The sequence below is a fragment of the Citrobacter amalonaticus genome (assembly GCF_001559075.2).
In the GTDB taxonomy this organism is placed as follows: domain Bacteria; phylum Pseudomonadota; class Gammaproteobacteria; order Enterobacterales; family Enterobacteriaceae; genus Citrobacter_A; species Citrobacter_A amalonaticus_F.
The window spans coordinates 1,437,584-1,449,831 of sequence record NZ_CP014015.2 but is presented as its reverse complement, the minus strand read 5'-3'; the positions used below and the strand labels follow the sequence as shown (position 1 = coordinate 1,449,831).

At 53.2% G+C, this 12,248-nt stretch carries 9 protein-coding genes; 5 read left to right on the top strand and 4 right to left on the bottom strand.

Annotation, left to right across the window (positions count from 1 at the left end):
* Positions 1–25 precede the first annotated feature (25 nt).
* On the bottom strand, positions 26–2,848 hold the full coding sequence (gene uvrA / locus AL479_RS06960; protein ID WP_061075571.1) for an excinuclease ABC subunit UvrA: 2,823 nt from the start codon (positions 2,846–2,848) through the stop codon (positions 26–28).
* A 252-nt stretch (positions 2,849–3,100) separates the two neighbouring features.
* On the opposite strand from uvrA, the gene ssb1 reads away from it, so the two are divergent.
* Together ssb1 and AL479_RS06950 are read left to right on the top strand one after the other, a co-directional pair.
* A complete protein-coding gene (gene ssb1 / locus AL479_RS06955) occupies positions 3,101–3,628 on the top strand; it encodes a single-stranded DNA-binding protein SSB1 (protein ID WP_046493925.1) in 528 nt (175 codons plus the stop codon).
* 250 nt (positions 3,629–3,878) lie between these two features.
* Positions 3,879–4,310 (top strand): universal stress protein, encoded by a 432-nt coding sequence (locus AL479_RS06950; RefSeq protein WP_061075570.1) that lies wholly within the window; start codon positions 3,879–3,881, stop codon positions 4,308–4,310.
* Between the two features lie 65 nt (positions 4,311–4,375).
* Here AL479_RS06950 and AL479_RS06945 read toward each other — a convergent pair whose 3' ends face one another.
* Entirely contained in the window at positions 4,376–7,084 is a 2,709-nt protein-coding gene (locus AL479_RS06945) for a cation-transporting P-type ATPase (RefSeq protein WP_061075569.1), read from the bottom strand.
* Between the two features lie 560 nt (positions 7,085–7,644).
* On the bottom strand, positions 7,645–7,926 hold the full coding sequence (locus AL479_RS06940; RefSeq protein ID WP_042999048.1) for a YjcB family protein: 282 nt from the start codon (positions 7,924–7,926) through the stop codon (positions 7,645–7,647).
* 596 nt (positions 7,927–8,522) lie between these two features.
* On the opposite strand from AL479_RS06940, the gene AL479_RS06930 reads away from it, so the two are divergent.
* Positions 8,523–10,109, top strand: a complete 1,587-nt coding sequence (locus AL479_RS06930; protein WP_061075568.1) for an EAL domain-containing protein — start codon at positions 8,523–8,525, stop codon at positions 10,107–10,109.
* A 2-nt stretch (positions 10,110–10,111) separates the two neighbouring features.
* Here the strand turns inward: AL479_RS06930 and soxS are convergent, their stop codons facing one another.
* Positions 10,112–10,435, bottom strand: a complete 324-nt coding sequence (gene soxS / locus AL479_RS06925; RefSeq protein WP_042321117.1) for a superoxide response transcriptional regulator SoxS — start codon at positions 10,433–10,435, stop codon at positions 10,112–10,114.
* An 85-nt stretch (positions 10,436–10,520) separates the two neighbouring features.
* Between soxS and soxR the strand changes: the two genes are divergently transcribed.
* Complete coding sequence (soxR, locus tag AL479_RS06920; protein WP_042321119.1) at positions 10,521–10,985, top strand: redox-sensitive transcriptional activator SoxR; 465 nt, start codon at positions 10,521–10,523, stop codon at positions 10,983–10,985.
* 254 nt (positions 10,986–11,239) lie between these two features.
* Entirely contained in the window at positions 11,240–11,908 is a 669-nt protein-coding gene (locus tag AL479_RS06910; RefSeq protein WP_061075567.1) for a glutathione S-transferase family protein, read from the top strand.
* Positions 11,909–12,248: the final 340 nt, after the last annotated feature.

Genomic DNA, 12,248 nt, shown 5'->3' with positions numbered 1-12,248 from the left:
CTTCACATGAACGGCGTTTTGCGTTTTACAGCATCGGTTTGAGGAAGCGAGCAGTATGTGATGCTTCACATTCCGCCACGGTCTCAGGCGTACCGGAGACGAGGATTTCCCCACCGCCGCTACCGCCTTCTGGGCCCAGATCGACGATCCAGTCCGCTGTTTTGATGACGTCCAGGTTGTGCTCAATCACCACGATAGTGTTGCCCTGATCGCGCAATTGATGGAGTACGTCCAGTAACTGCTGGATATCGGCAAAGTGCAGGCCGGTGGTCGGTTCATCCAGAATATAGAGTGTCTGACCGGTGCCGCGTTTCGACAGCTCACGCGCCAGCTTCACACGCTGGGCTTCACCGCCGGAAAGCGTCGTCGCCGACTGGCCGAGACGAATGTAGGTCAGACCGACGTCCATCAGGGTTTGCAGCTTACGCGCCAGCGCCGGGACAGCATCAAAGAATTCACGCGCTTCTTCGATAGTCATATCCAGCACTTCATGGATGGTTTTGCCCTTGTACTTAATTTCCAGCGTTTCGCGGTTATAGCGCTTGCCTTTACACTGGTCGCACGGCACGTAAATATCCGGCAGGAAGTGCATTTCGACTTTAATTACGCCATCGCCCTGACAGGCTTCGCAACGCCCGCCGCGAACGTTAAAGCTAAAACGCCCCGGCGTATAACCGCGCGAGCGCGATTCCGGCACTCCGGCAAACAGTTCACGCACCGGCGTAAACACCCCGGTGTAGGTCGCCGGGTTAGAACGCGGCGTCCGCCCAATCGGGCTCTGGTCGATGTCGATAACCTTGTCGAAATGCTCCAGGCCTTGCACGTCGCGATACGGCGCCGGTTCGGCGATCGTCGCGCCGTTCAACTGGCGTTGAGCAATCGGGAACAACGTATCGTTGATCAACGTCGATTTACCGGAACCCGACACGCCGGTGACGCAGGTAAACAGTCCTACCGGCAGCGTCAACGTCACATCTTTCAGGTTGTTGCCGCGCGCGCCGGTCAGTTTCAGCACTTTTTCCGGATTTGCAGGCACGCGCTGTTTCGGCACTTCAATCTTGCGTTTGCCGCTCATGTACTGGCCGGTCAGGGACTCCGGCACCGCCATAATCGCTTCCAGCGGACCTTCGGCAACCACTTCGCCGCCGTGGACGCCGGCACCCGGACCGATATCAATCACGTGGTCGGCGGCACGAATCGCATCTTCATCGTGCTCCACCACAATCACGGTATTACCGAGATTCCGCAGGTGGATCAGCGTCCCCAGCAGACGTTCATTATCGCGCTGGTGAAGGCCGATGGACGGCTCATCCAGCACGTACATCACGCCGACCAGACCGGCGCCAATCTGGCTTGCCAGACGAATACGCTGGGCTTCGCCCCCAGAGAGCGTTTCTGCGGAGCGGGACAGCGTCAGATAGTTGAGGCCAACGTTGACCAGGAACTTGAGGCGATCGCCAATCTCTTTAAGGATTTTCTCTGCAATCTTCGCCCGCTGACCGGCGAGTTTGAGATTGTTGAAGAAGTCCATCGCATGGCCGATGCTCATGTCGGAGATGGTCGGCAGCGGCGTATTCTCAACGAAGACGTGGCGCGCTTCACGCTTAAGACGGGTTCCTTCACAGCTGGCGCACGGGCGGTTGCTGATGAACTTGGCTAACTCTTCACGTACCGCGCTGGATTCCGTCTCTTTATAGCGACGTTCCATGTTGTGCAGTACGCCTTCAAACGGATGGCGACGCACGGAGGTGTCGCCACGATCGTTCATGTATTTGAATTCAATATTCTCTTTACCAGAACCGTACAGCACCACTTTGTGCACGTTTGCGTTCAGGCTGGCCCACGGGGCTTCAACATCGAACTTATAGTGCTCCGCCAGCGATTTCAGCATCTGAAAGTAATAGAAGTTTCGACGGTCCCAGCCGCGGATGGCTCCGCCCGCCAGCGACAGCTCAGGGTTCTGGATCACGCGATCGGGGTCGAAATATTGCTGTACGCCGAGCCCGTCGCAGGTCGGGCAGGCGCCCGCCGGGTTGTTAAAGGAGAACAGACGCGGTTCCAGTTCGCGCATGCTGTAACCGCAGATCGGGCAGGCGAAGTTGGCGGAAAAGAGCAGTTCTTCTGCTTTTTCGTCGTCCATATCGGCAACCACCGCCGTCCCGCCGGAAAGCTCCAGCGCGGTCTCAAATGATTCCGCCAGACGAGTGCTCAGATCGTCACGCACTTTGAAACGATCGATCACCACCTCAATGGTGTGTTTCTTCTGCAGTTCCAGCTTCGGCGGATCGGAGAGATCACAGACTTCGCCATCAATACGGGCGCGGATATAACCCTGGCTTGCCAGGTTTTCCAGCGTTTTGGTGTGCTCGCCCTTACGCTCTTTAATCACCGGCGCCAGCAGCATCAGGCGTTTGCCTTCCGGCTGCGACAGGACGTTATCCACCATCTGGCTTACGGTCTGCGCCGCCAGCGGAACATCGTGATCCGGGCAGCGCGGTTCGCCAACGCGGGCAAACAGCAGACGCAGGTAGTCGTGGATTTCGGTAATGGTGCCGACCGTGGAGCGCGGGTTATGGGACGTCGATTTCTGTTCAATTGAGATGGCGGGAGACAGCCCCTCAATATGATCGACATCCGGCTTTTCCATTAGCGACAGAAACTGACGCGCATAGGCAGAAAGGGATTCAACGTAACGACGCTGCCCTTCGGCATACAAGGTGTCGAAAGCGAGCGAGGATTTGCCTGACCCCGAAAGCCCGGTCACGACAATCAGTTTGTCGCGGGGGATGACGAGGTTGATGTTTTTGAGATTATGGGTGCGGGCGCCCCGAACTTCGATCTTATCCATTCACCTTTCCCGGATTAAACGCTTTTTTGCCCGGCGCAGCAGGGTGCCACCGGCGATCACAAACGGTTAATTATGACACAATAAAACCTGAATGGATATACAGTATTGGAATGCAAAACGCAGAGTCTTATGTAACAATGTCCGGCTGAGGTTGTTTCGCGGAATCCGCGTCGCAACGTAGTAAAATCTCTATTGGTAATGCTACAATCGCGCGTTTACACTTATTAAGAAACGTTTTCAGGAGACTCGATCATGGCCAGCAGAGGCGTAAATAAGGTTATTCTCGTGGGTAATCTGGGCCAGGACCCGGAAGTACGCTACATGCCGAATGGTGGCGCAGTCGCCAACATCACGCTGGCTACTTCCGAATCCTGGCGTGACAAGCAGACCGGCGAGATGAAAGAGCAGACAGAATGGCACCGCGTTGTGCTGTTCGGCAAACTGGCGGAAGTGGCCAGCGAATATCTGCGTAAAGGTTCTCAGGTCTACATTGAAGGTCAGTTGCGTACCCGCAAATGGACCGATCAGTCCGGCGTTGAGAAATACACCACGGAAGTGGTGGTGAACGTTGGCGGCACCATGCAGATGCTGGGCGGCCGTCAGGGTGGCGGCGCACCGGCAGGCGGTCAGCAGCAGCAGGGCAGCTGGGGTCAGCCTCAGCAGCCACAGGGCGGTAACCAGTTCAGCGGCGGTGCGCAGTCTCGCCCGCAGCAGCAGTCAGCACCGGCAGCGCCGTCTAATGAACCGCCGATGGATTTCGACGACGATATCCCGTTCTGATCCTCGTTAATTGCCCACTGATTTATTCAGTTAAAGAGCTCCGTAAATACGGGGCTTTTTTGTCAGTTTTTCTCACGCTAAGTAAATAAATCTGCAGAGTTATCAGGAAGATAAATTAACTGCGTGTGATCAAGTCATGACGACGATTATCGGTTATCCTGCGTTCGCAACTTTCACCCATTAAGACTGAACCTTGCCGGGCTTTTCAGGGAAACACGATCAGCCTGTCAGCGAACATAAGGAAATTAGTATGAACAAAGCCATTTTAATGCCGGTTGATATTCTGGCGATGGACCTTTCTGACAAAGCGATTGCCTGGGCCGATCACATGCTCAATAAAGAAGAAGGTGTGCTACATCTGCTGCATGTTTTCCCTAAGCTACACACGTCGCCAATTCGTGGTTTTGCTTCGGATATCAAAAAATACGAAGAGTACATGACCAACGATGCGCAGGAGAAAATGCTCGCGCTGGCGAGAAAATTCAAAACGCCGCTGGAGAGGATCCGCTTTGAAGTCCGACACGGCAATATTCGCGATGAGGTGAATGACGCGGCAGCGGCGCATCATGCTGAAATGATTATTATCGGCTCACGCAAACCGGGGATTGCCACCCATCTGCTGGGCTCGGCAGCCGCTAATATTTTGCGTTACGCAAAGGTGCCGGTAATGGTTGTTCGTTAATCCGTCATCGTAGACGAAAAAGGCCTCCCGTTTTGGGAGGCCTTTTTATTGCCGGATACCGCCGGTTATTTCCGGCGGAATTTGCGGGTGAGGGGCTTCTCAATCTCAACAATGAAGAACAGCGCGATGCCGATGGCAAAGGTAATTCCCCAGTAGCGCAGCGGCAGGGCTTCAGTACCAAACAACATCTGCAGGAACGGCACGTAGATAATCGCCAATTGCAGCAGCAACAGAATACCGCTGACCAGCCAGATGCCTTTGTTCATCAGCAGACCGCGACCCAGCGAGAAGCCGTCGGAAACGCGGCAGTTAAGCATGTACACCCACTGCGCCGTCACCAGCGTTTGCAACAGGACCGTGCGGATGAATTCCGGGCTGTGACCGCGCGGCTGCAGCCAGGCTTCCAGCATAAAGGCACAGGCGGCAATGAGCGTACCGACAAAACCTACACGCCAGATAGCAAAGCCATCCATCACGTTCTCATTACTCTGACGCGGTGGGCGGCGCATGATGTTGCGCTCACCGGCTTCAAACGCCAGACCGAATGACAGCGTGGCGGAGGTCGCCATGTTCATCCACAGGATCAGCACTGGCGTCAGCGGGATCAGATTGCCCGCCAGCAGCGCGACGATGATCAGCAGTCCCTGTGCCAGGTTAGTGGGCATGATAAACAGAATGGTTTTCTTCAGGTTGTCGTAGACGCGACGCCCTTCTTGTACCGCGCTGGCGATGGTCGCGAAGTTATCATCCGTCAGCACCATGTCGGCGGCTTCTTTCGTCACTTCGGTGCCTTTAATGCCCATCGCGATCCCTACGTCGGCCTGCTTCAGCGCTGGTGCATCATTAACGCCATCCCCGGTCATGCCGACGATCTCGCCTTTATCTTGCAGGGCCTTCACCAGACGCAGCTTATGCTCCGGGCTGGTACGAGCAAAGATATCGTAGGTGACGGCAGCTTCGGCGAGTTCTGCTTCATCCATCTGCTCGAGTTCATAGCCCGTCACCGCATGTGTGCTGTTATGGATACCCAACATGCCACCAATGCTCATGGCGGTTTGCGGGTGATCGCCGGTGATCATTTTGACGCGGATCCCGGCCTGCTGACAGGCGCCGATCGCCGCAATAGCTTCCGGGCGCGGCGGATCCATCATCCCGGCGATACCGAGGAAAATGAGCCCCTCGTTCAGGCAGTCATGGGTTAGCGCATTGGCATCGGCATGCGCGGGTTTCCAGGCGGCGGCCACCATCCTCAGGCCTTCTTTGGCATAACGGGCGATTTCGGCCTCCCAGTGCGGCTGGGTAAAGGCTTCCGTGCCGTTCGCGGTTTGCTGTAACCGGCAGAGTTTAAACAGCACATCCGGCGCCCCGGTCACCAGCACGCGCTCGTCGTTGCCGATGCGATAATGCGTCGCCATATATTTGTACTGTGAATCGAAGGGGATTTTACTGCGCAGTTCGCTCTCAACGGCTGGCAGCATAGCTTTCGCGGCCAGCACTTTCAGCGCCCCTTCGGTTGGTCCGCCGGTAATTCCCCAGTGGCCCTGTTCATCGCGAATCAACTGGCTGTCGTTGCACAGATCAATCGTGCGCAGATAGCTTTCGAGCAGGCTGCCAGGCGCAATCTCGGCCAGCGCGTCGTTTTCCTCGACGTGGATCTCGCCCGTGGGCTCATAGCTGTTGCCCTGTACGCGATAATTTTTATCCGCCGTGATGATGGCTTTAACCGTCATCTCGTTCATGGTCAGCGTGCCGGTTTTATCGGAACAGATCACCGACATGGCGCCCAGCGTTTCAACGGTAGGCAGTTTGCGGATGATCGCGCGTTTGCGGGCCATGGTCTGTACGCCCAGCGACAGGATAATCGAGATAATCGCCGGTAAACCTTCCGGAACCGCCGCAACAGCCAGGCTGATTAACGAAAGCAGTAATTCGCCCATCGGCATATCGCGCAGCAGCAGGCTGAAGATAAACAGCCCGACCATCATGGCAAGAATGAGGGAGAAAATCGCTTTGCCGAGCTTATCCATCTGCACCAGCAGCGGCGTGCGGTGCTTCTCGATTTCGGTCATCATCTGGTTGATATGACCCAGTTCCGTCGCTTCTCCGGTGGCGATCACCACGCCAAGTCCAGCCCCGGCGCTAATGGTGGTGCCAGAGAACAGCAGGTTTTTGCGATCGCCCAGCGGCAGTTCGCCAGTCAGGGCCTCTGTCGTTTTGTCCACAACGGTGGATTCACCGGTCAGGATGGCCTCTTCAACCCGCAGATTATGGGCCTCCATGACGCGAAGATCGGCGGGAATACGGTCACCCGCGCGCAGTACCACGATATCGCCGACGACCAGATCGGTAGTCGCGACCGTCTCATGTTGCCCGTTACGGACTACGACGGCGGATGCGGAGAGCATATTGCGGATGCTTTTCAGCGATTTTTCCGCGTTGTTTTCCTGAATATGGCCAATCAGGGCGTTGATCACCGCGACGCCGAGGATGACGGCTGTATCCACCCAGTGCCCCATGACGGCGGTGAGGGCCGCTGCGGCGATCAGGACATAGATCAGAACATCGTGAAAATGGGCCAGAAAGCGTAGCCAGGCGGGTTTGCCCGCTTTTTCCGGTAGTGCGTTCAGGCCATCCCTGGCGAGACGTGCGCTGGCTTCATTGTGAGTCAGCCCGGAAGGTTGGCTCTGCTGATTTTTCAGAACCTCTTCAACGGTCAGCTGGTACGGCTTTTTTCCAGCGCATGGCGCAGAATGGAGACGATTGCTGTTCGGCATTCTGGTCAAAGTAAATTTCCTCAAAGAATAAAATTTTAATATTTTGAAACACACGCATACTATTTGAATAATGCCTTCAGATGTTTGATATTAATCAATGGTGTTTCGGTAAGTATTATTTTATCTTTGAGTGAAGGTGATATTTTCCCTTGTTTTTTATGAGGGTAAATGGAAGTGTAAATTTAGGAAAGGAGGTGTTTATGTTTGGAATATATAATGCTAAGAAGTTGATTTTATTGATTATGTTTGCAATTGTTGTTGCGGCAATTAGCGGTATTTCAACCTATTTCTTTGTAAAATATCTGGGGTGAGAATAATAAAAATAGTCTTCCTTACATAACTTTTAAATCCTGAATAATAATGACATTAGGGATATCAGAGACAACGGAAGAATATATTATAAAGCGCGGTCTGCTGAATAAATGGACCGCGCCAGATAAGCGAATCATCGATGCAGGTTTGCTGAAATCGAAGAGAGGGGGCGAGTGTGTCTGCAACAGACAGAGACGGGATTTTCTGGAAACAATAAAAAAGCCTCCGTCAGGGAGGCTCGGGGGAAATCAGGTCAATACCATCGGCCATTCCGGCGGCGTCTGGCTCATCACTTCGACCATCACGGATTCAATGTTGTTCCAGATGGCGGAGAGATCCATCAGGGTGATGCCGAGTAATCCCGTCGCAAACCAGCAGGCGGCGACAACCCCGAGTCCACTGCTGATCACAGCCAGACCAATGTAATCTGAGCGACGAAAACGAATATTCAATGTGCTGGCTAAAAACATGAGCACAGCGCTCAGCAGTTGCCAGCGGAGAAGAACCACGCCAGTGGTCAGGGTAGCCATGAAAGTTTTCCTCTGAGAATAGCAGGTGCCCTGGACAGCGCGGCGTTTTCACGGGAGGCGTGGCGCACTTTGGCTATCGACAGGCATTCACATCAACACTGAATGAAACGTTGTTTTTGTTTCATAATATTTGTGAACTATATCACGGTTAAGCGGTCGTTCGCCAGCCTGTCGGCCTCTTTTTTGCCTGTTTTATAACCATAATAAAAGCGTGGTTATGGATTCAACAATCAACACCCTTTCATCGTGGCGCAACTGAAGAGCGCGACGTAATAAAGAGGTATTGGTTTTACCTTTTCTGTATTGTCAAAAAATAAGCAGATGGAGAAATTTAACTTAATTTCATTTTGCGAATGAGCCAACAAAACTTTCATAAAACACGGCTCCTTTCGGAGAATGGATTACCCTTAATAAAATTAATCGTCACTGCGGGTTTGCTTTACGGTCGAATATTATCACCATCCTGCAATATCAGACTTTTGCTAATAAAAGTCTGTTGCTAATATTGATAGATTCATGCAACGTAACCACCTGTGTAATTTAGCATCCTGTCTTGATGATAACAGGCATATGAAATGCAGGGATATAGGGCTGAAATGAATCATCGGGTGCGACGCAATGTGCTGAAGTTCCTCGGGATAATCATGGTGGTTTTGCTCCCCGTGATGCTGGCGCTATGGTTTGCCCACCTGCAAGCGACTTCCCAAACCAGTAAGCAACTGAGCATCTTTGCTCATCTGGCTTTAGATAAAACTGAACTGGTCGTTTTACAGGCAGACTTAGCCCGTGATGCCGCTGAACAGTATCAGGGACAAGCGTGTACGCCAGCGCATCAACAACGAATGTTGAATATTATCCGTGGGCGCCTGTATATCAACGAGTTAATTTATGCGCAAGGCGATCGTTTTTTATGCTCTACGGTAATGGCACCGTCAGCTCCCTATATTATGCCGACGGCAGACTATAAACGAAAACCCAATATCTCCATTTATTACTTTCGCGATACGCCTTTTTTCACCGGTTATAAAATGACGTATATGCAACGCGGAAACTATGTTGCCGTGATCAATCCATTGTCATATAGCGAAGTGATGTCTGAAGACCCCGAGCTGGCCTGGGGGGTCTATGACACGGTAACCAACACCTTTTTCTCCCTCAGCGAACAGGCCTGGGCGGCTCAACTGTTGCCACTGGTCCAGCGTAATCAATCTGTCTTCCAGCAGGACGACCATTTTTATACCGTCGTCCACTCGGCTAAACGCCCCATTGCTGTGATTGTGTCGACCTCGATGCAGCGGTTTTATCAGAATCTGTATCAGCAGTTGTTGATTACGCTTCCGCTGGCAATCATCAGCAGCATTTTGCTGTTAATGTTCTGGTCGCGGGCGCGTCGGCAATACTACTCGCCACGGCGCATGCTCCAGCGCGCGCTTAAACAGCGCCAGCTCTGCCTGCACTATCAGCCGATCATTGATATTAAAAATGAGAAATGCGTGGGGGCGGAAGCGCTGCTGCGCTGGCCGGGATGTAAAGAGCAGGTGATGAGTCCGGCGGAGTTTATCCCGCTGGCGGAAAAAGAAGGGATGATCGCGCAGATTACCGACTACGTGGTGGAAGAAGTGTTCCGTGATATGGGGACGTTTCTGGCTGCAAACCCGCAGTTGTATATCTCTATCAACCTTTCCGCGTCGGATTTCCACTCTTCACGACTGATTGCCATGATTGCGGATAAAGCGCGCGAACATGGCGTGCTTGCGCAACAAATTAAAGTCGAAGTGACCGAACGGGGATTTATCGATGTGCCGAAAACTACGCCGGTGATCCAGGCATTTCGTCAGGCAGGCTATGAAGTGGCGATTGATGATTTCGGCACCGGCTACTCTAACCTGCACAACCTCTATTCACTGAACGTTGATATTCTTAAGATCGACAAGTCCTTTATCGATACGCTGACCACCAACAGCACCAGCCATCTGATTGCGGAACATATCATTGAGATGGCGCAAAGCCTGCGTCTGAAAACCATCGCGGAAGGCGTGGAGACGGCGGATCAGGTGAGCTGGCTGCTTAAACGCGGGGTGCAGTACTGCCAGGGGTGGCACTTCGCGAAGGCGCTGCCGCCGCAGGACTTCATTCACTGGTTACAACAACCGCCCGCACTCCTGATGCAGCGCGGACAGTAATACTACAGGCGGTGGCGGTAGTCGCTGGGGGTACGATCAAATTCCCGGCGAAACACGCGGGAAAATGTCTGTTGCGACACATAGCCTAAATCCATCGCAATATCGAATATCGGTCGTTCGGTGTTGCGTAGTTCAACGGCGGCCAACAGCAGTCGGCGCTGACGGATATAGTCGCCCAACGTCTGGCGCATCACCGTGCGGAACATCCTCTGTAAATACCACTTTGAATAACCTGATTTTTTTGCGACCACATCAATGTTCAGCGGTTGGTCGATATGTTCATCAATCCATTCAATAAGGGTCTGAATAATTTGCTGATGGGACATATTGCTGCCTCCTTCTCAGTGTTCGATTCGTCTTTTGTCTGCGGGCGAGTATAATTCCTCAAGTTAACTTGAGGTAAAGTGATTTATGGAAAAGAAATTACCCCGTATAAAAGCGATGCTCACGCCGGGCGAAGTGGCAAAGCGCAGTGGCGTGGCGGTTTCCGCGCTGCATTTCTATGAAAGCAAGGGGCTTATCAGCAGTATCCGTAACAGCGGCAATCAGCGCAGATACCGGCGTGATGTGCTGCGTTATGTCGCGATCATCAAAATTGCTCAGCGGATCGGCATCCCGCTGGCGACCATCAGCGAAGCGCTGGGTGTGCTGCCGGAAGGGCATACCCTTAGCGCTAAAGAGTGGAAGCAACTCTCCTCGCAATGGCGTGAAGAGCTGGACCGCCGCATTCATACTCTGGTGGCGCTGCGTGATGAGCTGGACGGTTGCATTGGCTGTGGCTGCTTATCGCGCAAAGACTGTCCGTTGCGTAACCCCGGAGACCGGCTGGGCGAAGAGGGCACGGGGGCACGTTTGCTGGAGGATGAGCAAAACTAAAGCGCCGCAAGGGCGCTTTAGTTTGTTTTCCGGTCTTTGTCTTTCTCTCTATCCCGCTGGTTCACGGGAGGGTTTCCCCCGACGTCAACACCCCTCATTCGAGCACGTGGTGGAGGTTCCGGTCTGTGTTGATACTGTAAGTGTAAGCCGCATCATCCCGTTTGCCAGTGAATCTGGCGACTTTTTAGGCGAATTTTTTTCGCCATCTCCCATAATTTACTAGAGTGAGTAAGAGGAAATGACGGGAGAACATCATGTTGACGGTGCATCATTTAAACCAGTCCCGCTCACAGCGCGTTCTCTGGGCGCTGGAGGAGCTATCGCTGCCTTACCAGATTGTGCGTTACCAGCGTGAAAAGAGCATGCTCGCCCCGCCGGCACTGAAGAAAATCCATCCGCTGGGTAAATCCCCGGTCGTGGAAGATAACGGTGTGATCATCGCGGAATCGGGGGCGATTCTCGACTATTTGCAGGATACCTATGACAGCGAAGGAAAGTTCAAACCGGCTGATGCGGAATCCACGCGCCAGTATCGCTTCTGGCTGCATTACGCCGAGGGTTCGCTGATGCCGTTGCTGTTAATGAAGCTGGTTTTCGTCAGTCTGGGAAAACCGCCGATGCCTTTTGGTTTGCGCACGCTGGGCGGCGCGCTGGGGCAGGGCGTACAAAAAGCGTATCTCAATCCGCAACTGGAAACCCACGCGCGCTTTATCGACGCGCACCTCGCTGAGCGCCCGTGGTTTGCCGGCGACCATCTCAGCATGGCGGATATCCAGATGAGTTTTCCTCTGTTTGCGCTACTGGCGCGCGGCGGTATTGCCGATCGTCCTCATATCAGCGCGTGGAAAAAACGCGTGGAAATGCGTCCTGCCTGGCAACGTGCCATCCAGCAGGGAGGCCCTTTTGACATTCCCGGTGGTTGATGGCGGTTTTTTAACCGTCTTGCCTCCTGCATTTGCGACGCAATCCGGCAAAATTTGTTGCCGGATTGCGCATTGACGATAACGTTTGCGCATCAGTTGGCGATTTCTTCAGCGTTAGCGCAAGAAATGAGTAAAAAGCGGCAAAGTTCAGTTGATAATCCCCGTATGATCGCTGGATAATCGTTTGCTTTTTTTTACTACCCGTTTTTTTATGCGCGGAGCTAAACGTTTGCTTTTTGCGACACCCCTCTTTGTCGCGATCAGAGCACAGGGAGTTGACGTTGCGCTGGCAGTGGATTGTCCACCACGCATAAGAACGAATAATAAACTCTCAGGGGAT

Bases quoted from the DNA above. Each gene is read 5' to 3' on its own strand.
- uvrA (WP_061075571.1), bottom strand. From the start codon at position 2,848: ATGGATAAGATCGAAGTTCGGGGCGCCCGCACCCATAATCTCAAAAAC.
- ssb1 (WP_046493925.1), top strand. From the start codon at position 3,101: ATGGCCAGCAGAGGCGTAAATAAGGTTATTCTCGTGGGTAATCTGGGC.
- AL479_RS06950 (WP_061075570.1), top strand. From the start codon at position 3,879: ATGAACAAAGCCATTTTAATGCCGGTTGATATTCTGGCGATGGACCTT.
- AL479_RS06945 (WP_061075569.1), bottom strand. From the start codon at position 7,084: ATGCCGAACAGCAATCGTCTCCATTCTGCGCCATGCGCTGGAAAAAAG.
- AL479_RS06940 (WP_042999048.1), bottom strand. From the start codon at position 7,926: ATGGCTACCCTGACCACTGGCGTGGTTCTTCTCCGCTGGCAACTGCTG.
- AL479_RS06930 (WP_061075568.1), top strand. From the start codon at position 8,523: ATGAATCATCGGGTGCGACGCAATGTGCTGAAGTTCCTCGGGATAATC.
- soxS (WP_042321117.1), bottom strand. From the start codon at position 10,435: ATGTCCCATCAGCAAATTATTCAGACCCTTATTGAATGGATTGATGAA.
- soxR (WP_042321119.1), top strand. From the start codon at position 10,521: ATGGAAAAGAAATTACCCCGTATAAAAGCGATGCTCACGCCGGGCGAA.
- AL479_RS06910 (WP_061075567.1), top strand. From the start codon at position 11,240: ATGTTGACGGTGCATCATTTAAACCAGTCCCGCTCACAGCGCGTTCTC.